The organism is Sinorhizobium sp. BG8 (assembly GCF_016864555.1).
Classification (GTDB): Bacteria; Pseudomonadota; Alphaproteobacteria; order Rhizobiales; family Rhizobiaceae; genus BG8.
In genome coordinates this window covers 3,802,984-3,826,671 of sequence record NZ_CP044011.1, presented here as the reverse complement: position 1 = coordinate 3,826,671, position 23,688 = coordinate 3,802,984, and the positions used below count along the sequence as shown (strand labels likewise).

20 protein-coding genes, 1 tRNA gene and 1 pseudogene are annotated in these 23,688 nt (G+C 61.2%); 18 read left to right on the top strand and 4 right to left on the bottom strand.

The features are described 5' to 3' along the window. Positions 1–150 precede the first annotated feature (150 nt). Positions 151–1,908: an adenylate/guanylate cyclase domain-containing protein gene (locus F3Y30_RS17935; RefSeq protein ID WP_203424049.1), complete on the top strand. Its 1,758-nt coding sequence runs from the start codon at positions 151–153 to the stop codon at positions 1,906–1,908. Between the two features lie 27 nt (positions 1,909–1,935). On the opposite strand, the gene F3Y30_RS17930 is transcribed toward F3Y30_RS17935, so the two are convergent. Beyond that, complete coding sequence (locus tag F3Y30_RS17930) at positions 1,936–2,880, bottom strand: acyltransferase (protein WP_203424048.1); 945 nt, start codon at positions 2,878–2,880, stop codon at positions 1,936–1,938. Between the two features lie 364 nt (positions 2,881–3,244). On the opposite strand from F3Y30_RS17930, the gene F3Y30_RS17925 reads away from it, so the two are divergent. The 3 genes from F3Y30_RS17925 (at position 3,245) to F3Y30_RS17915 (ending at position 4,650) form a co-directional block, all read left to right on the top strand. Then, positions 3,245–3,598: a DUF1428 family protein gene (locus F3Y30_RS17925; RefSeq protein WP_203424047.1), complete on the top strand. Its 354-nt coding sequence runs from the start codon at positions 3,245–3,247 to the stop codon at positions 3,596–3,598. Between the two features lie 147 nt (positions 3,599–3,745). Beyond that, a complete protein-coding gene (locus F3Y30_RS17920) occupies positions 3,746–4,168 on the top strand; it encodes a secondary thiamine-phosphate synthase enzyme YjbQ (RefSeq protein ID WP_203424046.1) in 423 nt (140 codons plus the stop codon). A gap of 77 nt (positions 4,169–4,245) precedes the next feature. Next, on the top strand, positions 4,246–4,650 hold the full coding sequence (locus F3Y30_RS17915) for an ester cyclase (protein ID WP_203424045.1): 405 nt from the start codon (positions 4,246–4,248) through the stop codon (positions 4,648–4,650). Positions 4,651–4,978: 328 nt separating this feature from the next. On the opposite strand, the pseudogene F3Y30_RS17910 reads toward F3Y30_RS17915, so the two are convergent. Beyond that, positions 4,979–5,721, bottom strand: a pseudogene (locus F3Y30_RS17910) (SIMPL domain-containing protein). Positions 5,722–5,886: 165 nt separating this feature from the next. Between F3Y30_RS17910 and F3Y30_RS17905 the strand changes: the two are divergent. After that, positions 5,887–5,962, top strand: a tRNA-Ile gene (locus F3Y30_RS17905). Positions 5,963–6,068: 106 nt separating this feature from the next. Here the strand turns inward: F3Y30_RS17905 and acnA are convergent. Next, the gene (gene acnA, locus F3Y30_RS17900) at positions 6,069–8,645 is read right to left on the bottom strand and encodes an aconitate hydratase AcnA (protein WP_203426668.1); all 2,577 of its coding nucleotides are present in this window, start codon (positions 8,643–8,645) and stop codon (positions 6,069–6,071) included. Between the two features lie 198 nt (positions 8,646–8,843). Between acnA and F3Y30_RS17895 the strand changes: the two genes are divergently transcribed. The 9 genes from F3Y30_RS17895 (at position 8,844) to rraA (ending at position 18,218) form a co-directional block, all read left to right on the top strand. Continuing rightward, positions 8,844–9,764 (top strand): GntR family transcriptional regulator, encoded by a 921-nt coding sequence (locus F3Y30_RS17895; RefSeq protein ID WP_203424044.1) that lies wholly within the window; start codon positions 8,844–8,846, stop codon positions 9,762–9,764. 92 nt (positions 9,765–9,856) lie between these two features. Then, the gene (locus tag F3Y30_RS17890) at positions 9,857–10,951 is read left to right on the top strand and encodes an isocitrate/isopropylmalate dehydrogenase family protein (RefSeq protein WP_203424043.1); all 1,095 of its coding nucleotides are present in this window, start codon (positions 9,857–9,859) and stop codon (positions 10,949–10,951) included. Positions 10,952–11,075: 124 nt separating this feature from the next. Then, complete coding sequence (locus F3Y30_RS17885) at positions 11,076–12,182, top strand: ABC transporter substrate-binding protein (RefSeq protein ID WP_203424042.1); 1,107 nt, start codon at positions 11,076–11,078, stop codon at positions 12,180–12,182. 61 nt (positions 12,183–12,243) lie between these two features. Beyond that, entirely contained in the window at positions 12,244–14,004 is a 1,761-nt protein-coding gene (locus F3Y30_RS17880) for an iron ABC transporter permease (RefSeq protein WP_203424041.1), read from the top strand. Then, positions 13,997–15,073 (top strand): ABC transporter ATP-binding protein, encoded by a 1,077-nt coding sequence (locus F3Y30_RS17875; protein ID WP_203424040.1) that lies wholly within the window; start codon positions 13,997–13,999, stop codon positions 15,071–15,073. The genes F3Y30_RS17880 and F3Y30_RS17875 overlap by 8 nt, the downstream gene beginning before the upstream one ends. A gap of 63 nt (positions 15,074–15,136) precedes the next feature. Continuing rightward, positions 15,137–15,826 carry an arylsulfatase gene (locus F3Y30_RS17870; RefSeq protein ID WP_203424039.1) on the top strand — a complete coding sequence of 230 codons (690 nt, stop codon included), beginning with the start codon at positions 15,137–15,139 and terminating at the stop codon, positions 15,824–15,826. Between the two features lies 1 nt (position 15,827). Continuing rightward, complete coding sequence (gene otnK / locus F3Y30_RS17865) at positions 15,828–17,099, top strand: 3-oxo-tetronate kinase (protein ID WP_203424038.1); 1,272 nt, start codon at positions 15,828–15,830, stop codon at positions 17,097–17,099. Continuing rightward, positions 17,096–17,734, top strand: a complete 639-nt coding sequence (gene otnC, locus F3Y30_RS17860; protein WP_203424037.1) for a 3-oxo-tetronate 4-phosphate decarboxylase — start codon at positions 17,096–17,098, stop codon at positions 17,732–17,734. Before otnK ends, otnC begins: the two co-directional genes overlap by 4 nt. Before the next feature lie 10 nt (positions 17,735–17,744). Beyond that, positions 17,745–18,218, top strand: a complete 474-nt coding sequence (gene rraA, locus F3Y30_RS17855) for a ribonuclease E activity regulator RraA (protein ID WP_203424036.1) — start codon at positions 17,745–17,747, stop codon at positions 18,216–18,218. Positions 18,219–18,240: 22 nt separating this feature from the next. Here the strand turns inward: rraA and F3Y30_RS17850 are convergent, their stop codons facing one another. Further along, positions 18,241–19,131 (bottom strand): GntR family transcriptional regulator, encoded by an 891-nt coding sequence (locus F3Y30_RS17850; protein ID WP_246752785.1) that lies wholly within the window; start codon positions 19,129–19,131, stop codon positions 18,241–18,243. 235 nt (positions 19,132–19,366) lie between these two features. On the opposite strand from F3Y30_RS17850, the gene F3Y30_RS17845 reads away from it, so the two are divergent. The 4 genes from F3Y30_RS17845 (at position 19,367) to F3Y30_RS17830 (ending at position 23,664) form a co-directional block, all read left to right on the top strand. Continuing rightward, positions 19,367–20,458 (top strand): isocitrate/isopropylmalate dehydrogenase family protein, encoded by a 1,092-nt coding sequence (locus F3Y30_RS17845; RefSeq protein WP_203424035.1) that lies wholly within the window; start codon positions 19,367–19,369, stop codon positions 20,456–20,458. A 239-nt stretch (positions 20,459–20,697) separates the two neighbouring features. Beyond that, the gene (locus F3Y30_RS17840; RefSeq protein WP_246752784.1) at positions 20,698–21,561 is read left to right on the top strand and encodes a tripartite tricarboxylate transporter substrate-binding protein; all 864 of its coding nucleotides are present in this window, start codon (positions 20,698–20,700) and stop codon (positions 21,559–21,561) included. A gap of 29 nt (positions 21,562–21,590) precedes the next feature. Next, positions 21,591–22,088 carry a tripartite tricarboxylate transporter TctB family protein gene (locus F3Y30_RS17835; RefSeq protein WP_203424033.1) on the top strand — a complete coding sequence of 166 codons (498 nt, stop codon included), beginning with the start codon at positions 21,591–21,593 and terminating at the stop codon, positions 22,086–22,088. A 64-nt stretch (positions 22,089–22,152) separates the two neighbouring features. Beyond that, positions 22,153–23,664 (top strand): tripartite tricarboxylate transporter permease, encoded by a 1,512-nt coding sequence (locus F3Y30_RS17830; RefSeq protein ID WP_203424032.1) that lies wholly within the window; start codon positions 22,153–22,155, stop codon positions 23,662–23,664. Positions 23,665–23,688: the final 24 nt, after the last annotated feature.

The window sequence follows — 23,688 nt, the reverse complement described above, 5'->3', positions numbered from 1 at the left end:
AGGACTGCCGGGGTTCGCCGGTGATCGCGGCAACCGATGGCAACGCTGCCTGTGGCGCCGGCGCAACCGGAGGAAACTTCGAGCTTCTCCGGACTCTGCTTTTGAGCTACGCTCACGTTTCGTTCTGGCCACAAGCCGCAGGAGCGGCCCTTGGAACGGAAGCTCGCAGTCATTCTGGCCGGCGATGTCGCAGGCTACAGTCGCCTTGTTGCTGACAACGAGGAGGAGGCTCTTTCGACGCTCGCGATCTACGGTGCGACGATCGGCGACCTGATCACCGAGCATGGAGGCAGGATCTTCGGCTCTTCTGGCGACAGCGTGGTGGCGGAGTTCCACAGTGCGGTTCACGGCGTGCGTGCCGCCGTTGCGATCCAACGGGCGCTGCAGCGCCACAATGCCGACCTCGCCCCGGACCGGAGGATGGAATTTCGCCTCGGACTCAATCTCGGCGACGTTGTGGTGGAGGGCGACAACCTGCTCGGCGACGGTGTCAACGTCGCGGCGCGTCTGCAGGAAGTGGCGCTGCCGACCGGCATCTGCATCTCCGGCTCCGTCCACGAACAGATCGAGGGCAAGCTTGGCTTCCCGATGATCCGCCTGGGCGATCGCAATCTCAAGAACATACCGCGCCCGGTACCGGTCTACCGGGTCGAATGGCGAAATGAAACGCCTGTCGAAGTCGAGGAGACGGGTGGCCTTCTCGCCTTGCCCGACAAGCCTTCGATCGCAGTGCTGCCGTTCATCAACATGTCCGGGGACCCCGAGCAGGAGTATTTCGCCGACGGTTTGACGGAAGACATCATAACGGCGCTTTCCCTCTACCGCTGGTTCTTTGTAATCGCTCGCAATTCGTCCTTCTCCTACAAGGGGCGCGCGGTGGACGTGAAGCAGATCGGCCGCGAACTTGGCGTGCGCTACATCATCGAGGGCAGCGTTCGCAGGGCCGGCTCGCGCCTTCGCGTCACCGGCCAGCTGATCGAGGCGGAGACGGGGGTCCATCTTTGGGCGCAGCGGTACGACCGGGAGCTCACCGACATTTTTGCCATCCAGGACGAGTTGACGCAGAACGTGGTCGGCGCCATCGAGCCGGAGATACAGATCGGAGAGAGCCGCCGGGCGTCGCTCAGGGCGACCGACAATCTGGATGCCTATGAATGTCACATGCGAGGGACCTGGCTTCACAATGCCCAGGACAGCGCGGAGCACTTCGCCATGGCGATCAAGTGGCATCGCCGCGCAATCGAGCTCGATCCCAAATTCGGACGGGCCTACATGATGCTTGCCCGCTCTCTCTATGCCCGGTCCTTCCACGGCTACAGCGACGACGTCGCGCGAGATTGCGCCGAGCTCTGCGCTGCCGCCGAGCGTGCCATATCCTTGGACGAGAGGGATCCCTATTCGCACTATGTCATGTGCCTTGCCCATTTCGCCGCCAAGCGGGCGCCGGCGGCGCTGGCGGCCGCACAGCGCGCGATCGATCTCAACCCGAACCTCGCGCTTGCCCACATGGCGCTCGGCTGGGCGCGGATCTTCACCGGACATTTCGCCGAAGTGCTCGATCCGCTGAACATGGCATTGAGGCTCAGTCCACACGATCCGCTGACCTACCTGTTCCTCAACCGCGTCTCGCTCGCGCACTATCATCTCGGCAACTACGAGGAAGCGATTCACTATTCGCAGCGCGCGCTTTCGCTACGCCCGGCCTACTCCAACCTGGTGGTTCTTCTCGCAAGCCTCGGCCAGCTTGGTCGCAAGGAGGAGGCCCGCAAGATGATTTCGGAGTTCGCCGTCAGCCCGCCGCCGGACATGGCGGGCTACTGGGACATATTCATGGCCTATGTCGACCCCGAGCATCATCGCAACTTTCTCGAAGGCCTCGAGAAAGCCGGTGTCTCCGTCGGATCCTGAGCGCAGGGAGCGCCATCATCCTGTCGTTCAGGGCACCATCGCCTCGTTCCAGAATGTCGCTCCCAGCGTCAGCAGCTGGAGACCGGCGAGTGCAATCCCCGCGACGAAAAGTGCGATACGGTTTCGCGTTTTGCGCGAGGTGTCCGCATGCGATCCGAAGACGGAGTGGGGCCGGGGGGCAGCGCCATTCTTCTGGCCCACGTCAGGGGTGATGGCCTGGTCGCCTTCACAATAGCGATCGTAGAAGTGCATCGCTTTCCTCCGGTCCCCCATCGTCGGCGTTCGTGCCCAGACCTTGCCCTCGAGCGGTTTCGACTGTGCGGGAATGCCTGTCGCAAGGGAGCCTCGCGGCACGTCGCGGGTGACCACGGCCCGCAGCGCAACAATCGAGCACGCGCCCACTCGTACTGACTTCAGGATGGTGACCTGCTTGCCGATCCAGACGTGCGGCTCGATGACCACCGGGGCCAGGGGCGTATTGCGAATACGTCCGGAACGGACGTCATAGACCGGATGCCCATCCGTCGTCCTCACGGTAACCTCTGCCGCGAACATGCAATCGTCGCCGATGATCAGGACATTGGGGGAGGTATCGGACGCTGCCGTACAGGCCCAGGTGTTGCGTCCCGTCGTCGTGACGCCGTTGCCGACGAGAAGGTAGGAGTTGTGGCTTCTCGCCCGCATGACGGTCTTTCGCAAACGGCACGACGCGCCGATGTAGACGACCGAGTTGCTCTCGTCGAAGCGCACGGAAGCATGGCCCCTGAAGTTTTCGCACACGTACACCGTGCACCCCCTGGACCTCGTCCCGAAGGTAACGGTCACCGCCTGGTAGCTGTCGTCCCTGGCAAAGACCCGGTTGCTTCCCTCGGCGTAGACCTGCCTGAAACCGAGCACCTGGGGATCATCCGCCAGGCTGAACCCGGCGATCACGTCCTTGGCAAGCGCAACAATCTGCGATCTGTCCGGCACTCTCGTACCCTCATCGGCTCCACCGGGAATGGTACCAACTCTATCAAACTTCGGGGGAAGTGCCACGGGAGCTGCAAGCGCTGGTGATATCCCTCCGTCGAGGGCTCCTCTCAAGCCTCTGTAATATCTGCCATCGGTACGCAGCGGTTGCGGTCAACGCACCGCTCCGCCCCGTACATGTAACGACCGTTCACAAGTTCGCACCGGGAGATGAATCTCGCCGGATCGCCCTGCTGGTGCTCCCGGTGGGCGGATGCGAAGATGAACATCGCGCGCCCTGAAAATACTCGCGGGCGTTCGATGTCGGAACAAATCGGCATCGTTCGTCCTTTGTCGTGGAGGCAAGAGCCAAGAGGAGGTTGTCATGCCCTATGTGGATGGGTTTGTCGTTCCCGTGCCGAAAGAGAACATCGAAGCCTACAAGGCGATGGCCACCGTGGCCGGTGCCGTATGGAAGGAATATGGCGCACTCGATTATGTCGAATGCATCGGCGATGACGTGCCCTACGGAGAGCTGACTTCCTTCCCACGGGCAGTGATGGCCAGCGACGACGAAGTCGTGGTGTTCTCGTGGATCACCTACGAATCCCGCGCCAGACGCGACGAGATCCTCGCGAAGGTTATGGCGGATCCCCGCCTTTCGCCGGACAAATGGGAAATGCCTTTTGACGGCAAGCGCATGATCTATGGCGGTTTCGAACTTTTCATGCGCCTCTAGCGTGATGCCGGTAGCGGTGGCCGGTTTTCGCATCGCATCCTGCTCTGCTATCGTTGCTGGCAATGAAGTGGGGCGGCGCGGCCCGGCTGGCCGTCCGGCGCGATCGCGGTGGCCGGATCGCACGCCCCGGCACAGCAAGGAGCTGCAATGCCGCAAAGCCTGATCACCGTCGCGACGCGCGGACAGGGTCTCTACGAATTCACGACGGAGGCACGCGCCTTCGTTTCGGGGGCGGGCGCGGGCGAGGGCCTCCTGACAGTCTTCGTGCGCCACACCTCCTGCTCGCTCCTCATCCAGGAAAATGCGGATCCGGATGTTCGGCGGGACCTCGACCAGTTCTTCCGCCGCCTCGTTCCGCCCGCTGACGATCCCTCCATGCGCTGGGTCGTCCACACCCTGGAGGGGCCGGACGACATGCCCGCCCATATCAAGGCGGCGCTGACCCAGGTGTCGATCGGCATACCGGTCATCGGCGGTAAGCTTGCCCTCGGTACCTGGCAGGGTCTCTACCTGTTCGAACACCGCGACCGGCCGCACCGGCGCGAAGTCGTGCTGCATCTCGGCGCATGACGCCGGAACCGCGACCGGTCCTTCGGCGTTTCCACGCTGGCCCTTAGGGGATGGCAAACTTCATGGGAGGAAACCTCATGGCGGAGCAGAACATCATGGTCGAACGCCTGGTAGAGGCGCTGAACAGCCGCGACTTTGCGGCAGTCGCCGACATGTGCGACGAGGACGTGGCCGTGTCGGGCATAGGCGAGGGCGCAGACAATGGCCGCGAGGCGTTGCGCGAAAGGCTGGCGCGGCATTTCCAGCTGTTCGACGAGACCTATGGGGATGCTCTCGTCATGACGGCCGAAGGCGGCAGCCCGATTTCGGTTCGCCTGACGGCACGCGGCCGGTATGGCGGCGGAGCGCCCGGTCTCTCTGCCGCTGCCGGCCAGAGCTATTCCGTCGAGAAGCTGATGCTGATCGAGCTTGCCGAGGGCCGCATCGCCCGGCTGGCGCTCTTTTCGGATACGGGGGAACTTGCGCGGCAGCTTTCAAAGTGAACACGCAACCCACGTGAACGAGCGCGTTGAGGCCTTGTCTTCGCCAGCCCTCTGCTGGCCGCCGTCTCCAGCGGCACGCGATTTTCTGAGCACGGCAGAGGACCGAGGCGCGTTTGGCCGCACGCCTCACAGGAAGCAGTCGGCAAGCCAGTGTTTGCCCCCGCCGCTTCCCGCGTCAGCGGCGCCATGGGCTGGCGCCGCTCTCGGCTCTGCTAGGTGTCCACTGGAAAGGTGCCGGCAATCCGGCGCCTGCCTCGACACATGCTGCCTCTCGACTTCGAGCCGGTGTCCTGTCGCAGGCTTGCCGTAAACCGTCGGAACTTCGGGCTCACTTCCCCAGGGCGAAGGTGACGTTGACGGTGACGAAGTAGTTGTTCTCTCCGCCCGCGATCGGCACGGCCTCTGCAGCCATGTCCTTGGCCATGGTCCGCATGACCGGGACGGGCTCAGGCCTGTAGGAGGTCTCCGAGATCTCGATCACGCGCCCGAGGTCGACGCCTGCGGCCGTTGTCAGTTCCTTCGCCTTGGCAATCGCGTCGGCGACGGCATTCTTGCGCGCCTCGCTCACCGCCGCGTCCGGCTTGTCGTTGGTGAAGCGTATGCCGCCTGTCTGGTTGATGCCGAGCGTCACCGTCTGGTCGAGGATCTGCCCGAGCTTGGAGAGGTCGCGAACGCGCAAGGACAGCGTGTTGGCCACCTGGAACCCGACCAGGACGGGGGCTGGTTCTCGCCGTTGGCATTCTGCGGGAACTGGTACTGGGGATTGATGTTGAAACCCGAGGTCTGGATGTCGCGTTCGGCGATGCCGGCGTCCCGCAACGCCTTCATCACCTCGGCCATGGCGGCGTTGTTGGCGTCCAGCGCCTCCCGGGCGGTCTTGGCCTCCTTGACGACGCCGAGCTCGAGAACGGCCATATCCGGCGCGATCGCCGCACGGCCTTCACCCGTGACGTTGATGACGGGGTCCCGTTGGCGCGTCTCCTGGGCGCTGGCCGTACCCGCTGCTGCAAGCGCGAGCGACAGGGCAATCGCACCAACGCCGGCGCGGCGGTTGAGTATGCTGATCGTCATGAATGGTATCTCCCTTTGGGTTGTCTCGTGGCCGTCCCTCGCGCCGTTCTTGTGCTTTGATTGTGTAAGCATTGCGGCGGCGCTTGTGAGAGCTTCGGAATTCGTCTAGAGGGAGCAGGCTGGGCGGGCAACCATTGACCCGCACGGCGCCGGACTTTCCGGTAAGGGCCTGTAGCTCAATGGTTAGAGCCGGCGGCTCATAACCGCTTGGTTGGGGGTTCGAGTCCCTCCGGGCCCACCATTTTTTTCAATGACTTAGGCAGCAAGCCCAGACCGGCGCATTTTCGGGCCCGAACTGGCCACCCACCAAGCATCGCTACCTTCTTTGAGGCTGTCGGAGAGCCCACTTACAAGGATCGGGCGAGAATAAACGGAATCATTCCCCCGGCTTGGAGAACCTGCAGCTCGAGTTCTGTTTCGATCGCTGCCCTGCAATCAAAGCTACGCAGGTTCGACGCGTTTTCGAGGGCAACCGTCAACGCACAGCGGGGCGTCAGATCGACGGCGTCGACATGGAATGTGGTGTCCGGCGCTATCACCAGGGATCGAGGGTGTGCCTCTTCCGGAAGCAGAATCGGCAACACGCCCATATTGATCAGGTTGGACCGGTGGATCCTTTCAAAGCTGCGAGCAAGCACTGCCCTGACGCCGAGGAGGGCTACGCCCTTGGCGGCCCAGTCTCTCGAGGAGCCAGCGCCATAGCGCTCTCCTGCAACAATGACGACTGATTTTCCTTCGTGGTGATATTTTTCTGCGATGTCCCAGAGGGGGCACTCTTCGCCGCTTGGCCAGTGAACCGTGGTTGCGGCAGGCCTTCTATCCACGAGCAGGTTTGCGGCAGCGCGATTGTCGAAGAGGCCTCGCACCATCGCCTGCCAGTTTCCACGCCGTGCGGCGTAAACGTTGAGGTCGCCCGCCGGATCACCGTTTTCGATGAGATGGCGTCCGGCATAGCTCGAGGGATCGATCTGACCCGCGGGCGAAATGTGGTCCGTGGTCATGTCGTCGTCCAGCACGATCAGGGGTGAGGCACAGTATTTTCCAAGGCGGCTTTTCATGTTCTTGGACGCGAAGGGCGGGCGGCGGATGTAGGTGGAATGTTCGTCCCAAGGGAATAGAACCGATCGCGGCGCTGCCAAGGCGCTCCAAGCCTCGTTTTGTTCAGCTTCCGCAAAGGCGTCTGCGAAGTCGGATGCGCATGCGCCGGTGCGGAGCGTCGCTTCGATTTCATCTTCGGAAGGCCACAGATCCTTCAGGACAATCGGGGTTCCATCTGGCGCGGTGCCGAACTGCTGGCTGGCGATGTCTGCGACGATCCGGCCGCAAAGGGCGAATGCGACAACGAGTGGCGGCGACGCAATGAAGCCGTATTGAAGTGCCGGATGGACACGTCCGGGAAAATTGCGATTGCCGGAAAGGACGGCTGCGGCGACCGTCCCGTTGAGCAGCGCCTGCTCCATGTCGGGATGCAGGGGGCCGGAGTTGCCAATACAGGTGGTGCAACCGAATCCGACGATGCCGAATCCCACAGCCTCCAGATCGTCGAGCAATCCGGCGCGGCGCAACAGTCTCTCTGCTGCGGGCGATCCGGGTGCGAGCGATGTCTTGACCCAGTGCGGGGGCAGAAGGCCGAACTTACGTGCCTTTCGGGCGACCAATCCGGCGGCGATCAGCAATTTGGGATCGGACGTATTGGTGCAGCTTGTGATCGCCGCAATGGCGACGGATCCGTCGGGAATCTGACCTGCAGGCTGTTCAAGAGCGCGACCGGATGCTTCTTCCAGTGCCTGGCGTGCCTTGTGAAGCGGGAGGCGATCCTGCGGACGCCTGGGGCCGGCCACGATTGGCGACAGTGCCGACAGATCGAGTTCCAGGACGCGCGTGTAGCGTGGCCGCGCTTCGGGATCAAACCAGAGACCCTGTGCTTTGGCGACGCTTTCTACGATTTCGCATTGCTGTTCCGAACGCCCGGTTTCGCGCAGATAGCGGATCGTCTGGCGGTCGATCGGAAAGTATCCGCTGGATGCACCATATTCCGGTGCCATGTTGGCGACCACGGCGCGGTCGCCACATGAAAGACCGCTCACTCCTTCGCCAAAGAATTCGACGAATTCTCCCGAAACCTGGTGCTTCCGCAGAAGGTGAGTGACCTCCAGCGCCAGATCGGTCGAGAGGACGCCGGGGCGAAGCGTTCCCCTCAGGTGAACTCCGATGACATCGGGCAGGCGCAGCATGACGGGCATGCCGAAAAACACGCTTTCCGCTTCCAGCCCGCCCACCCCCCAGGCCAGCACGCCGATACCGTTGATCATGGGCGTATGGCTGTCGGTTCCGATCAACGTGTCGGGCAGGGCCCAACGCTCTCCCTTGATTTCCTGAACCGAGATCACGGTTGCGAGCTGTTCGAGGTTCATCGTGTGCATGATGCCCGTTCCAGGAGGATGGACTCGTACTCCGGGAAGGGCATTTGTGGCCCATTTCATCAGGCGGTAGCGCTCGCTGTTCCGCTCCATTTCTCGCTGCATGTTGAAATCGCGAGCGCCGGGTCGACCATACCGGTCAACCGCGACGCTGTGGTCGACGGAAACGTCGACCGGAAGAACGGGATTGAGAGTGGATGGGTCGCCACCGGCTTCAGCGACGGCATCGCGCATGGCGGCGATATCGACGAGCGCCGGCACACAAGTCGTGTCATGCATAAGCACGCGGGTGGGATGGAAGGGTATTTCGACATCGCTTTGCCCGTTCCGGAGCCATCCGGCGAAGGTCTGCCGTGCGGCCGCCTCGGTCATCGAGCCGGTCCGTAATGCATTCTCGAGAAAGATCCGCATAAGCCAGGGAAGTCGTGCGAGTTCCGGACCGAAGGAGCGGTGAAGGTCAATGGCTTTCAATGGACCTGTGCTGGTCGTGATGCTCAGTTCCATCATGCGGCGCACTCCAAATTGCATTTATTATTCTAAAAAACCAAATTATGGATGGTGTCAAGCTAGAATTCCCCCGATATTGGCTTTCTGGTGTAGGCCGATCCAAAATTTTGGGCTTGGGTGTTCCATTTGGAATCGCGCTCGCTTAAGTTTGAGGCACATCCGACGCGGCATTGCGTCGAACGAAGGCGGACAAACATGCGCTCAAGCCAACTCGCACAGAACATTGCAAACGAAATCACTTTGCTGGTCACATCAGGGGAACTCGCCATCGGCGAGCATCTGAGGACGCAGCATCTTGCTGATCGTTTCGGTGTCTCGCGCTCTCCCGTCCGCGAGGCGCTACAGATCCTCGCCGACCAGGATGTCCTGGAGCAGAAGGAAAACAGAGGCTACTTCGTCAAGAGTTCTACCGGCGCGATCGCCGAGCCGATCAGCGACGAAGCCCAGCCGTTCGAGGTTGCGAACGACTACCAGCGGCTTGCGGAGGACTGGCTTACGGACCGGATAGCGGCCGAAGTCACCGAGCAGATGCTGCGGGAGCGCTACGATCTGACGAAGGCGCAATTGAACGACATTCTCATGCGCGCGGTCCGCGAAGGCTGGGCGGAGCGCAAACAGGGATATGGTTGGCGCTTCCTGCCGGTGGCCAAGACGCCGGAAGCATTCGAGCAGATCTACCGTTTCCGCATGCTGATAGAGCCAGCGGCGATGCTCGAGCCGGAATTTCAGCTTGATCGCAAGATCATTGATGAGCAGCGCCGGATTCAGTCCCGGATGCTGGAGACGGACATCGAGCGGCTACCAGCGGAGCGGTTGCTGCACAATGGAGCGCTTTTCCACGAAGAGCTCATCAAGATGTCGAACAATCCATTCTTCCATCTCTCCCTCGTTCGTGTGAACCGCATGCGCCGCCTGTTGGAATATCGCTCGCGTGTCGACCGCAGCCGGACTGTCCGGCAGTGCCAGGAGCATCTCGATATCCTTGATTTGCTTGAACGCGGCGAGGTCGTCGAGGCCTCCTATGCCATGCGCCGGCACCTCGGCGGCGCACTGTCCAAGAAGTCGCCGATTGCATGGGAATGGCTCAGTCAGGCGCAGGAAAAAATCGACGCCTGAATTTTTCGATTGCATTTTTGGATCAAAAAAGCCAATAGTCTCTCGTGACGTTGTGCGGTGAACTTGCTCGCCGCCTCATGGGAGACTGTCTGATGAAAATTTTTGTTACGCCCTGTGACGGAATTGGTCCGGAGATCACTGCGGCAACCATGGAGGTGCTGAAGGCCGCGGATGCTGCATTCTCTCTCGGGCTCGAATATCACTTCGAGGAGACGGGATTTGCGAGCCTTGAGAAGTATGGGACCACTCTGCGGGACGAGACGCTCGAACGGGCCCGCACCTTTGACGGCATCATTCTCGGGCCCCAGTCGCACATGGACTATCCGGCCCGCGACAAAGGCGGTGTGAACGTTTCGGCGGGCTTTCGCGTCAAGCTCGACCTCTATGCGAACGTCCGGCCTGCACGCTCGCGCAGCTTCCTGAACAATTCGAAGAAGATGGACCTCGTCATCATGCGCGAGGCGACGGAAGGCTTCTATCCGGATCGCAACATGTTTGCGGGAACGGGTGAATTCATGCCGACGCCTGATGTTGCGCTCTCGGTGCGCAAGATCACGGCATCGGCCTGCGAGCGCATTGCTCGCCAGGCATTCATCCTGGCCATGAAGCGCGACAAGCGGGTAACCGCCGTCCACAAGGCGAACAACTTCATCCTGACTGACGGATTGTTCCTGCAGCAGGTACGAAAGGTCGCCGCCGAATTCCCGGAAGTGAAAGTCAACGATTTCATCATCGACGCCATGGCGGCTCATCTCGTTCGCGATCCTTCGCGCTTCGACGTGATCGTCACGACCAACTTCTATGCCGACATCCTCTCGGACCTTGCGAGCGAGTTGTCGGGCAGCCTCGGCCTGGCTGGTTCGATCAATGCCAATGCCGAGCTGGGCCTCGTATGCGCCCAGGCGCAGCACGGATCGGCTCCGGACATCCAGGACCAGAATATCGCGAACCCGACGTCGCTCATTCTCTCGGCAGCCATGATGCTGAGCTGGTTGGGTGAGCAGCGCGGATTGCCGCAGTTTGAAGCTGCCGGCGCGGAGATAGAGCGGGCTGTCGACGAGGTTCTTGCCGATCCGGCATCTCGTACCCGCGATCTCGGTGGAAGTGTCAACACGGACATCTTCGGCTCGCTCGTAGCCAAGGCCGTGCGCAACGATGCCACCGCCCGGAAGTCGGCCACCGCGTAAAATTTGCATTTATGTATTGCAAAAGCCAATTTGCAATGTCATCAAATTACGGGGGCGAGCTAGCCCTCGTGTCACCGCCCGGAGGAGCTTGGAGCGCGGGCACGTTTTGTTGGGAGAAGAGAAAATGGACATGAAGGTATCGGGCCGTTCCGCACGCTTTGTTGCTGCCACGGCATTGATGGTCACTTTCGGTACAGCAGTGTTTGCTCAGGACATTCCCGCTGGTTATCCCGCGGACTATGCCTCGGTCATCGAGGCGGCGAAGAAGGAGGGGACGGTTTCGGTCTATACGTCGACCGACGCTGCCCAGTCGCAGAGGCTGCAGGACGCATTCACGAAGAAGTACGGCATCAGCATCGCCTATAACGACCTCGGGACCAATGGTGCCTATAACCAGGTGATCTCCGAGGCAGCAGCCGGACAGACGACCGCGGACGTTGTCTGGAGTTCCGCAATGGACCTGCAGATGACGTTGGTCCAGGACGGTTACGCGTCCGAGTATACCTCTCCGGAAGCGGCCAATCTGCCGAGCTGGGCGGTCTACAAGAACACGCTCTTCGGTTCGACCGTCGAGCCGGTCGGCGTGATCTACAACACCAAGGCGCTTTCGGAAGATCGTCTGCCGAAGACCTACGCCGACATGATCACCTTCCTGAAGGATAACAAGACGGAGCTGCAGGGGAAGGTTGCGACCTTCGACCCGGAAAAGAGCGGTTCCGGTTTCCTTCATCATTCGAACGATGCCCGCAACCGCCCCGACTTCTGGGACCTTGCCAAGGCAATGGGTGATGACGGAGCGAAGATCTATTCCAGCTCCGGCGGCATGAAAGAGACCGTCGTATCTGGCGAAAACGTCATCGCAATCAACATTATCGGCTCCTATGCCCTCGACTGGGTCAAGGAAAGCCCGAACCTCGGCGTTCATTTCGCGGCCGACTACACGCCTGCTTTCTCGCGCTTGATCCTGATGACGAAGGATGCGCCGCATCCGAATGCCGCCAAGCTGTTCATCGACTTCATGCTTTCCCAGGAAGGCCAGTCGCTGCTCGCCGAAGGTGGTCTTCCGGCAGTGCGCGAAGACGTCACAGCCGGTCTGAACGTCAAGACGCTGAACGAGCGTGTCGGGGGCGGGCTGAAGCCGATCGTCGTCGATGAAGGCGTGCTCGAGTACATGGACCAGATGAAGCGCGTTCAGTTCCTGAACGACTGGAAGGCTGCACTCGGTCGCTAAGCCGCTCCGGCTGCGGCGCACCAAAGCGCCGCAGCTCCCAATTTCTTTGTGAGAGGCAACGATGTCTACCCATGCACCAGCGTCGGCTGCGCCCGTATTGACGAAAGCGGCAGCCGAGAAGAAGTATCCCGCGAAGATGCCACGAAACGGCAACGCGAATGCCTATCGCCGAATTGTCATCGGCTTGCTTGCGATCGCGGTTCTCGCACCCGTCGGCTTGATTATCTATCAGAGCTTTCTGACGGCTGCATTCTTCAGCCCGCGCGCCAAGTTCGGCCTTGATGCCTATCGCTACGTCTTCACAGACAAGAATTTCTACCGGGCGCTTGGCACGACCGCCATATTCTCCTTTGGGATGGTGGCGATCGCCGTTCCCCTTGGCGGCCTCCTGGCATTCCTGATCACCCGCACGGACATCAAGGCCAAGCGCTTGCTCGAGATCCTCGTGCTGGTACCTATGTTCATTTCGTCGATCGTTCTGGCCTTCGGCTACACCGTCTCCGTTGGACCAACCGGCTTCGTTTCGCTGTTCGTTCGCGACCTGGTCGGTGTCGTTCCGTGGAACATCTACAGCCTGCCTGGGATGATCCTGATCGCCGGCCTCAGCCACGTGCCTCACGTCTATCTCTATGTGTCTTCGGCGATGCGCAATCTTCCGTCGGACCTCGAAGAGGCGGCCCGCACCACCGGTGCATCCATCTGGCAGGTCTCCCGCGACGTGACGCTGCCGATGGTGCTGCCCGCGCTGATTTTCGCGGCCGCCCTCAACATCCTGCTGGGCTTCGAGACCTTCGGCATTCCGCTCGTTCTCGGCGATCCCAACGGCATCATGGTGCTGACCACCTACATCTACAAGCTCACGACACTCTTCGGCACACCGACCTATCAGCTCATGGCCGTCGTTGCAGTCGTCCTGATCCTCATCACACTGCCGCTCGTCTGGATGCAGAGGAAGCTGCTCCGCAATGCCCGCAAATATGCGGCCATGGGTGGCAAGGGTGCACGCGTCTCCACGCTCAAGCTCGGCAAGAGCGGCCAGTTGATCGCCCTTTCGACCATCGGCTTCTGGCTCTTCGTCTCCGTCGTGCTTCCGATTGGCGGGATCGCCGTTCGAGCCTTCGTCGATGCGTGGGGCGAGGGGGTCAGCCTCTGGGATCAACTCACTTTCGCAAACTTCGACCGCATGCTTGAAGTGCCCAGCCTCGTTCGCGGCATTATCAATACGGTCGTGCTCTCGGTCTTCGGTGGGGCGCTTGCCGTCGGTATCTATCTGCTCGTCGGCCTCGCAGGCCACCGCAACTGGGGCATGTCCAACACGGTGCTGGACTACATCGTTCTCCTGCCGCGGGCGCTTCCCGGCCTGGTTATCGGTCTGGCCTTCTTCTGGGTGTTCCTGTTCGTGCCGTTCCTGACCCCGCTGCGCCCGACCCTGGTCAGCCTGTTTGTCGCCTATGTCGTCGTCGGCCTGTCCTATGGTCTGCGCCTTCTTCAGGGAACACTGATCCAGGTCGCCCCGGAGCTCGAGGAATCCGCCCGCACCACGGGTGCAACAATCGGACGGACCTGGAAGGACGTCGTCATTCCGATCGTGCGTCCGGGTCTGGCCGGCGCCTGGGCCCTCATCATGATCATCTTCCTTCGCGAGTATGCGACGGGTGTCTACCTGATGGGCGCCGGCACGGAAGTCATCGGTTCGCTCATGGTTTCGCTTCTCCAGACGGGTGCCATGAACACCATCGCCGCCCTTTCTCTTATCAGCATCGTATTGACCGGCGCGGGCCTCGCACTCGCCCTTCGTTTGGGAGCTAAAATCCATGACTGAACTCGTTGTAAGCAATGTCCAGAAGTGGCTTGGCGGATTGCAGATCTTGAAGGGGGCCTCGTTTACGGCCGAGCGCGGCTCGATCGTCGCCCTGCTGGGAGCCTCCGGAAGCGGGAAGACAACGTTGCTGCGTTGTGTCGCCGGGCTTGAGCAGCCGGAAATCGGGCAGATCGTCATCGGCGGCAAGACCGTGCTGGACGGGGAAAAGAAGCTGGCGCTTCCACCGGAACAGCGAAACATCGGCCTTGTCTTCCAGTCCTACGCCCTCTGGCCGCATCGGACTGTGAAGGAAAACGTGGGCTACGGCTTGAAACTGCGTAATGTTGCCCAGGCCGATATCGAGAAGCGCGTGCAGGGGATCCTGGATCGCATGGGCCTCGGTCACCTGGCGGACAGGTTCCCGTCCCAGCTTTCCGGCGGGCAACAGCAGCGTGTCGCCATCTGCCGGGCACTCGTTTACGAGCCCCGCGTTCTTCTCCTCGACGAGCCGCTCTCGAACCTCGACGCGAAGCTTCGCGAAGAGGCGCGTTACTGGATCCGCAAGCTCATCCTCGATCTCGAGATCTGCGCGATCCTGGTGACGCACGACCAGAGCGAGGCCCTGGCGGCTGCCGACAACATTCTCCTGCTTCAGGACGGACGTATCGTTCAGCAAGGGGGACCGCAGGAGATCTATTCGAACCCGAACAGCTTCTATTCCGCGGACTTCCTGGGCGCGAACAACATCGTCAAGGCCAAGATCAAGACGATCGATGGGAAGGCCACGGTCATCGGCGGTGACAACTGGACGCTTAACGGGACTGTCCGTGAAGCGGACGGGCTGAACGCAGCCGAGGATGCGCGCGCCGTCATCCGTGTCGAACAGATCAGCGTGACGGACAGCCCGGCCGCAGACGGCCTGGAAATGAACCTCGACGACAGCATCTATCTGGGCGACCGCTGGGAGTATCGCCTGCGGCGCGGTGATTTCATCGCCAAGGCGCACGGCGCAAAACAGCTTGCTTCTGGCAAGGTCTGGGCGCGGATCCCGCCCGAAAGCGTCTGGGTGTTCTCGGCAGGCACGAAGTAACCGTGCCTCCTTTGGCGGCCGCTGATCCTCCTATGCGGCCGCCTTTTTCCAGGGATGACAGCAGTGAAAACGCAACCGAGAATCGCGCTTGTCCATGCGACGACGATCGCTATGGATCCGATAAAACAGGCTTTTGAGCGAGCATGGCCAGAGGCCGATACTGTCAACATTCTCGAAGATAGCCTTTCCCCCGATCGGGCCAGGCAGGCCGACATCACGGATGAGCTGGCGGACAGGATCGTCGCCCTCACCAACTATGCCCGCATGATCGGAAGCGATGCGGTTCTCTTCACATGCTCGGCCTTTGGGCGCGCCATAGAGCGGGCCGCGACGACCGTCGACATTCCGGTGCTCAAGCCGAACGAGGCCATGTTCGTGGCCGCAATCCAGAAGGGCGGACGCACGGCCATGCTTTACACCTTTCCGCCCGCTCGCGAAGGAATGGAGGTCGAGTTCCGCGAGGAAGCCGAGCGCCTCAATCCCTCTGCAGAGATCGAGAGCTTTCTGGTGAAGGGTGCCATCGAAGCTGTTCGGGCCGGCGACGCGCAAACACACAATACGCTCGTGGCGGAAGCCGCGGCCAAGCTCCAAGGATTTGATGCGATCACCCTGGCCCATTTCTCGACGGCACGGGCTTTGAAGGCAGTCCAGGCCGTTACCGACATTCCTGTTCTGACGAGCCCCGACGCTGCGGTTGCGAAACTCCGTCGCTTGCTCGCCAGGGCTGACCAGACAACGCGAGGTGCATGGTGAAATGCTGATAGGTGTCATTGCTGATGATTTCACGGGCGCGAGCGACATCGCCAATACGCTCGCCAAGGGCCTGCCGGGGCAGGGCGGTCTCAGGACGGTCCAATATCTCGGCATACCGGTCGAAGATGCTGCAGCAGACGTGGACGCAGGCGTCATCGCGTTGAAGAGCCGTTCGATCGCGGCGGCAGATGCTGTCGAACAATCGCTTTCGGCCCTCGATTGGCTGCTGAGGCAGGGATGCCGGCAGATCGTCTTCAAATATTGCTCGACCTTTGACTCCACGCCGGCAGGCAATATTGGACAGGTCGGCGAAGCGCTTGCCGATGCTCTCGGTGTCAAGGGCGTGGTTGCATGCCCGGCGTTCCCTGGCGCCGGCCGCACCGTCTATCAGGGCCACCTGTTCGTGAAGGACAAGCTCCTCAACGAGTCCGGCCTGCAGAACCATCCTCTCAATCCGATGACGGACGCCGATATCCGCCGGTGGTTGAGGCAGCAGACGCGATCCGAGGTGGGCCACGTCAGCGTCGACGTCGTCCGCGATGGGCCAAAGGCCACGGCGACTGCGCTGGAAGCCGCTGCAAATGCGCAGCAGACCCTCGTGATTGTCGATGCCATCAGCGACAACGACCTGGTGTCCATCGGGGAGGCGGTGGCCGGGCACCGGTTGATTACGGGCGGATCCGGGATCGCGATCGGCCTGCCTGCCAACTTCATCAATCGGGGACTTGCGAAGGGCAACAGCTCCGCTGGGATTGGCGTGCGAGGGCCGGACGCCATCCTGGCCGGAAGTTGCTCGGGAGCGACGCGCGAGCAGGTCGAGCTTCACAAGGCACGCCATCCCACTATGGCGATCGATGTCGACTCCGTCATGGAGGGCAGGACGAGGCCGGGCGATATTGCCGCGTTCCTGCTTCGCCACGAAGGTCAGGCACCGCTTGCCTATTCATCGGGCGCACCCGACGCGGTGCGTGCCCTTCAGGAGAAATATGGACGCGAGAAGGTCGCGCACGCCTTGGACCAGTTTTTTGCCGACACGGCCAGGGAATTGGTCAGATCGGGAGTTCGGCGTCTCGTGGTTGCCGGAGGCGAAACGTCCGGTGCTGTCGTTTCCGCTCTTGATCTGGGTGCGTTGGCCATTGGTCCCGAGATCGATCCGGGTGTGCCGGTCCTGGTTTCGGACGGACCGGAACCCGTGGCACTGGCGCTCAAGTCAGGAAACTTCGGATCGCCCGACTTCTTCACGAAAGCGCTGGAAAGGCTCGTTGGTCAATGAACATGGAAGGCGCTCTAAGAGAGCAGATGGTGCAACTCTCGAAATCACTGTTCGATCGCGGCTTCTCGGTCGGATCGGCGGGGAACATCAGCGCGGCCGTCGAGGACGGGCTGCTGATCACGCCCACCAATTCGTGCCTTGGTTTTCTCGACCCAGCGCGGATCACCAAGCTCGACGGCAACGGAAATCACGTTTCGGGTGACAAGCCATCGAAGGAAATCTTCCTTCACCGCGCCTTCTATGAGACGCGGCCCCAGACAGGGGCCGTCGTCCACCTTCACTCCACCTTCGCAACGGCATTGTCGTGCCTGAGCGACACGGACGCGGATGACTTCATTCCGCCACTGACCCCGTACGTCGTCATGCGCGTGGGGCCGGTAAAGCTGGTTCCATATGTCAGGCCGGGCGACGAACGAGCCGGGGACCTGATCCGGGAACTGGAAGGCCGCTATGCCGCGGTGCTGCTTGCGAACCACGGGCCGGTCGTGACCGGACGGGATCTCGCATCGGCCGTCTATGCGGCAGAAGAACTCGAGGAAACGGCCAAGTTGCTGGTGCTTTTGCGCAATTCGCCGAAGCGCATGCTGACGGCCGAGAACGTTGACGAACTCAGGGCCGTTTTCGGCGCCTATTGACGGAGAAACAATGAAAACCGCTGATCTCGTTGATGCCCACGGCGACGACGTCCATTTCTGCAATCTGCCCTTCATCAAGCTCGGGCGACGCAAATCGTTCTCGGGTCCGATCGCGACCGTGAAGTGCTTCGAAGACAACGCGCTCCTGAAGGCCGAACTACAGAAGCCCGGCAACGGTCGGGTCATGGTCGTAGATGGCGGCGCATCGACCCGGTTTGCCCTCTTGGGTGACCAGATCGCCATGATCCTGCGTGACAATGGCTGGGCAGGAATCATCATCAACGGCTCCGTCCGCGACAGCGCCGAAATCGATGAGATGGATGCCGGCGTGTTCTGCCTGTCGATCACACCCAAGAAATCCAGCAAGGATGGCGCGGGCAAGCAGGGCGTCAGTCTCAGCTTTGGCGGCATCACCTTCGTGCCGGGTCACTTCGTCTATGCCGACGCCGACGGGGTGCTGGTGAGCGCGGAGGACTATCGCTGAAATAGCCAAATGAGGCGGAAGACTATGCTCGTTGCTCCCGAGCAACTGTCTTCAATCGGCTCAACTCCTGAAGGTGCTGGGCCATGAAACGGGATGCCTCCGCGTTTTTCCCGGCGAGAATGAGGTCGAGCAGTTGCAAGTGCTCACGGCTCCTCTCACGGGCGTTCTCTCGGTCCAGCATCTGGCGATAGTCGATCAGGCGGCGCAAGCGGTCCAGCCGCTTCAATGAGTCGATGAAGAAGCTGTTTCTGCAGCACTCGATGATCGCCTCATGCATGCCGCTGTTCAACTCGAACAGCTTGGCGTCGGACACGGTCCAGATGCCGCCGTTCACGAGCCATTCCTGCTCCTCGCGGCGGCGAAGGAGTGCGGCGCGGTTCAGCTTGAAAGTTGGCTCCAGAAGTGCGGCCGGCTCGATCAGAAGGCGAAAGCGATAGCTGTCCTCGTAGGCCTGAAGCGAGGTCAACACAGGCAGGAAGGCCCAGCCATTCCCCGGGAGGCGCTCGATCCAGCCCTCATTGGCCATGCGAAGGAGGATCTTCGAAAGGCGGCCCTTGGTAAGGTCGTAGCGGCGCAGAAACTCGCTTTCGGTGATCCTTTCCGGCAGACGGTCATGCAGGCGGTCGTCCGCAATCGTCAGATAGATCTGCTCGTCTTCTTCAGCGGAAGGCGATTCCAGCGAGAGCTTCTCGGCCGCCCTGACGTCCGCGATCATGTAGCCCCCGCCGTCGCTCTGCTTCAGGACGCCGATGTCGTGCAGCAACTTCATGGCATTGCGCACGGGAGATCTCGATACGCGGAATTGTTCGGCGAGCTTCCTTTCGATGAGGCGATCACCTTCGGCAAGCTTGTCGGTGCGGATGTGATCGACGATCTGGTCTGCCAGGGTGGCGATCAATGGTGTGGTCTGCACGGCTAAACTCCCGATTTTGCTGATCTATGCCACAGGGCGGCGATCTCGCCAAGATATCTTGGTATTTATCGCTTGCAAAATACCATAACCTTCGCTATTTGGTATTTACGAGGAGAAAAAGACCATTTGTTGGTCTGGAGGACTTCAGCCAGATCGCTGCTTTTCAACGTCGGACGCAAAGCCGGCGAACGGACTCGCATGGCATCTGGTGTCTCCTGAACGGATGAGGAAAGACATGACGCTCAAGCTTCTAGTACTGCCAGGCGATGGGATCGGGCCGGAGATTACCGCCGCGACTTTAGACGTGTTGAAGGTCGCCGATGCGTTGCTCGGCCTCGATCTGGAGTTTCGTGAACTCGATATCGGCCTCAAGTCGCTCGCCGAGCGGGGCACGACCCTGCCTGACACCGTCCTGGCCGAGGTTCCGAAGGCGGACGGCGTCATTCTCGGTCCGGTGTCTCACTATGAGTATCCCGCACGGGACAAGGGCGGAATCAACCCGTCGGGCGAGCTCAGGACAAAATTCGAGCTATTTGCCAATGTCCGCCCCTGCCGTTCCCGTGAGGGCCTGTCGATCCTGCGCAAGCCGATGGATTTGGTCATCGTGCGGGAGAATACGGAAGGCTTCTACTCCGACCGGAACATGTTCGCCGGCACGGGCGAGTTCATGCCGGATCCCGACATGGCTTTCTCAATCCGCAAGGTGACTGCGAAGGCATCCTCCCGCGTGGCGAAGGCAGCATTCGAAATTGCGCGGAAGCGTCGAAAGAAAGTTACGGCCGTTCACAAGGCCAATGTCGTGAAACTCTCCGACGGGCTGTTCCTTCGTGAGGTTCGGAAAGTTGCCGAATCCTACCCGGACGTCACGCTTGAAGAGTTGATCGTCGATGCGGCTGCCGCTCATCTGATCCGTTCCCCGGACAAGTTCGACGTCATCGTGACGACCAATATGTTCGGCGACATCCTGTCTGACGAGGCGTCCGAACTTTCCGGCAGTCTGGGACTCGGTGGTTCGATCAATGCGGGAGATGACATCTGCGTCGCTCAGGCCCAGCACGGCTCCGCACCCGACATCGCAGGCAAGAACGTCGCCAATCCGACCTCCCTCATTCTGTCGGCGGCCATGATGCTCGACTGGATCGGGCGCAGGAAGGATGCCCCGAAGCTCATGCGCGCATCCGCGGTGATCGAGAATGCGGTGGAGGCGGTCTTGAGCCGTCCCGTCATGCGCACCCGCGACGTCGGCGGGTCGCTCGACACCGATGCGTTCACAACGAAGGTCGTCGAAGCGATCCGGGCTGAAGCGACAGCCAGCACCGCGGCCTAGCGGTTGCGCATGAATTCCCGAAAGGGGCTGGCCGGAATGTGTGCCGGTGATCCTGGAGGAGGGGCTGATTGGCAGTCCCTGGGATCGAATTGCACAAACCATGGATTGGAGGATCTTCCATGAGGACTGTTACCAGACGCGCTTTCTCGACATTACTTGCGGCCGCTGCAACAACGGTGCTCGTTCATCAAGCGGCTGTGCCCGCCTTTGCGGCGGAGCCGCTCGAGTCTCTTCACATAATGGCTCCGAGCAGTCCCGGCAGCGGTTACGATCAGCTTGCCCGCACGATCCAGACGATCCTTCAGGATCAGAAACTGACAGGTCCGGTCGAGGTACAGAACGTTGCAGGCGGCGGTGGCACGGTCGGCCTTGCGCAGTTCGTGACGTCCAAGCCCCGCCACCCCAGCGCCATGGTGATCGGCTTCGCTCTCGTTGGCGGCGTGCTCACCACCAAGTCGGCAGTGACGCTTGATCAGACGGTTCCTGTTGCCAGACTGATGGGCGAGGCAGATGCCATCGTGGTGCCGGCCAATTCCGACATCAAGACGATGGATGATCTCGTCGCCCGCCTGAAGGCCGATCCGGGCAAGGTGTCATGGGCCGGTGGTTCCATCGGAGGCATTGACCACGTTGCAGCTGGCCTGATCGCCAAGACCGTCGGAGTCGATCCCAAGAAGATCAACTACGTCGTGCACGCCGGCGGCGGTGAAGTACTGGCGTCGACGCTCGGGGGGCATGCGACCGTCGGCATCAGCGGTTACGAAGAGTTCCGTGCCCAGGTCGATGCCGGAGAGCTTCGTGCGCTCGCGGTCACCGGCGACACCCGCATCCCCGGCGTCGATGTGCCCACGCTGAAGGAGGCAGGGGTGGATCTGGCCGTGATGAACTGGCGCGGAATCATGGCGCATCCCAAGCTTTCCGACGAGGACCGGCAGGGTCTGGACGAGGCGATTGCCGCGTTGGTGAAGACCGAAGAGTGGAAGGCGGCGCTCCAGAAGCGTGGCTGGATCGACACCTACCTGCCGGCCAAGGAATTCGGCGCGTTTCTGGCTGAGGAGCAGAAGCGCGTCGAGAGTGCTCTGAAGGAGGTTGGGCTGCTCTGACGAGCGCCTGTGCATCGGGAGGCATCATCATGTTGAAATCGGCCAATTTCCGTATCGGTGAAACGATCCTTGGGCTTGCCACGTTGAGCCTGGGACTGTTCATCGCGATTGAAACGTGGATGACGCCTCCCATCGCGGCCCAAGCGGTCATCGGGCCCGGACTGTTCCCAGCCCTAATTGCAGGCGGTCTCATCCTCGTTGGTGCACAGCTGCTCTATGAAGCTGTCATCCACCGCCTTGAGGCCGAGGAGTATCCGGAACTCGACTGGAGGGCCGTCATCATCGTGGCGGCGGCCTTCGCCTCGCAGTTGGTGATCCTGGAGCGTCTTGGCTGGATTATCTCGGGAGCGTTTCTCTTTGCCGTGTCGGCGATGGCATTCGGTAGCCGAACCTATGTCTGGAACATCGTGATCGGCGTCATGCTGAGTTCGATCACCTACGTGGTCTTCGACTACGGGCTCGATCTCGATTTGCCCACAGGCAGCCTCGTCGAGGACGTCATCATCGTATTTGGCGGGACGCTGTGATGCCGGGCCTGAAGCCTGGCGGAACCCCATCAACGCGGCCTCATGCCTGAAGGGCGGACTGATCATGGATACAATCGCAGCACTCTTCCACGGCTTTGCCGTCGCGGTAACGCCCTACAACCTGTTCTGGTCCCTCGTCGGCGTGACGCTTGGCACGGCCATCGGTGTTCTGCCCGGTATCGGACCTGCACTGACGGTGGCCCTGCTGTTGCCGGTCACCTACGGCCTTGAGCCGACAAGCGCATTCATCATGTTTGCGGGTATCTACTACGGTGCGATGTACGGTGGCTCCACCACATCGATCCTGCTGAACACGCCAGGCGAATCCGCGTCGATCGTGACGGCACTGGACGGCCATGCGATGGCACGAAAAGGTCGGGGCGCACAGGCCCTGGCAACGGCCGCGATCGGATCGTTCGTTGCGGGAACGATTGCCACGATCGCACTGACATTCGTCGCTCCACTGATGGTCAAGCTGGCGCTTCTCTTCGGTCCGACGGAGTATTTTGCCCTGATGGTGCTCGCACTCACCACTGTAACAGCGGTGTTGGGCGATTCACTCTCTCGTGGTCTGGCGAGCCTTCTGTTTGGTCTCGCACTTGGACTGGTCGGCATCGACCTGCAAACGGGCCAGGCGCGCTTCACCCTCGGAATTTCGGAACTTCTGGATGGCATCGACGTCGTCGTGGTTGCCGTCGGGCTGTTTGCAGTCGGCGAGACACTTTTCACCGTCGCTCGCCACTGTTTCGAAACCGAGGAGATCTACCAGCTCAAGGGTTCGAAGTGGATGAGCCGCGAAGACTGGCGGCGCTCATGGAAGCCGTGGCTGCGCGGCACCGCACTCGGTTTTCCCATTGGGGCACTGCCCGCAGGTGGCAGCGAAATACCCACCTTCCTGTCCTATCTGACGGAGAAGCGCCTTTCCAAGAATCCGGAAGAGTTTGGGCATGGCGCCATCGAAGCTGTAGCCGGACCCGAGGCCGCCAACAATGCATCGGCTGCGGGTGTCCTTGCTCCTCTGCTGGCTCTGGGACTGCCGACATCCGCGACCGCGGCGATCATGCTTGCCGCTTTCCAACAGTATGGAATTCAGCCTGGCCCGCTCCTCTTCGACAGCAATCCGGACCTTGTCTGGGGGCTGATCGCAAGCCTCTACATCGGCAACGTGATGTTGCTCCTGCTCAATCTCCCACTTGCAGGCGTATGGGTTAAGCTGCTGACTATACCGCGTCCCTGGCTCTATTCAGGCATCCTGCTCTTCGCGACGATGGGAGCCTACACGCTCAACAACAACATCGTCGATGTCGCCATCCTCTGGATCATCGGCCTGATGGGGTTCGGCATGCGGGTCCTGAACGTGCCTGTTGCTCCGTGCATCGTCGGCCTGATCCTCGGCCCGCTCGCCGAGCAGCAGTTCCGCCGCGCACTGACGATCAGCCAGGGGGACGTAAGCGTCTTCTTCACCCACCCGATTTCGCTGGCATTGCTGATCATCGCCGCAACGCTCGTCATTCTCCCGACCATCTATCGCTGGCGTGCTGCGCGCCATGAGCGGGAAATCACCCCACACGTCTGAGCGAACATCGCCAGCCATCAGCAC

Bases quoted from the DNA above. Each gene is read 5' to 3' on its own strand.
- F3Y30_RS17925 (WP_203424047.1), top strand. From the start codon at position 3,245: ATGCCCTATGTGGATGGGTTTGTCGTTCCCGTGCCGAAAGAGAACATC.
- F3Y30_RS17920 (WP_203424046.1), top strand. From the start codon at position 3,746: ATGCCGCAAAGCCTGATCACCGTCGCGACGCGCGGACAGGGTCTCTAC.
- F3Y30_RS17915 (WP_203424045.1), top strand. From the start codon at position 4,246: ATGGCGGAGCAGAACATCATGGTCGAACGCCTGGTAGAGGCGCTGAAC.
- acnA (WP_203426668.1), bottom strand. From the start codon at position 8,645: ATGGAACTGAGCATCACGACCAGCACAGGTCCATTGAAAGCCATTGAC.
- F3Y30_RS17895 (WP_203424044.1), top strand. From the start codon at position 8,844: ATGCGCTCAAGCCAACTCGCACAGAACATTGCAAACGAAATCACTTTG.
- F3Y30_RS17890 (WP_203424043.1), top strand. From the start codon at position 9,857: ATGAAAATTTTTGTTACGCCCTGTGACGGAATTGGTCCGGAGATCACT.
- F3Y30_RS17885 (WP_203424042.1), top strand. From the start codon at position 11,076: ATGGACATGAAGGTATCGGGCCGTTCCGCACGCTTTGTTGCTGCCACG.
- F3Y30_RS17880 (WP_203424041.1), top strand. From the start codon at position 12,244: ATGTCTACCCATGCACCAGCGTCGGCTGCGCCCGTATTGACGAAAGCG.
- F3Y30_RS17875 (WP_203424040.1), top strand. From the start codon at position 13,997: ATGACTGAACTCGTTGTAAGCAATGTCCAGAAGTGGCTTGGCGGATTG.
- otnK (WP_203424038.1), top strand. From the start codon at position 15,828: ATGCTGATAGGTGTCATTGCTGATGATTTCACGGGCGCGAGCGACATC.
- otnC (WP_203424037.1), top strand. From the start codon at position 17,096: ATGAACATGGAAGGCGCTCTAAGAGAGCAGATGGTGCAACTCTCGAAA.
- rraA (WP_203424036.1), top strand. From the start codon at position 17,745: ATGAAAACCGCTGATCTCGTTGATGCCCACGGCGACGACGTCCATTTC.
- F3Y30_RS17845 (WP_203424035.1), top strand. From the start codon at position 19,367: ATGACGCTCAAGCTTCTAGTACTGCCAGGCGATGGGATCGGGCCGGAG.
- F3Y30_RS17840 (WP_246752784.1), top strand. From the start codon at position 20,698: ATGGCTCCGAGCAGTCCCGGCAGCGGTTACGATCAGCTTGCCCGCACG.
- F3Y30_RS17835 (WP_203424033.1), top strand. From the start codon at position 21,591: ATGTTGAAATCGGCCAATTTCCGTATCGGTGAAACGATCCTTGGGCTT.
- F3Y30_RS17830 (WP_203424032.1), top strand. From the start codon at position 22,153: ATGGATACAATCGCAGCACTCTTCCACGGCTTTGCCGTCGCGGTAACG.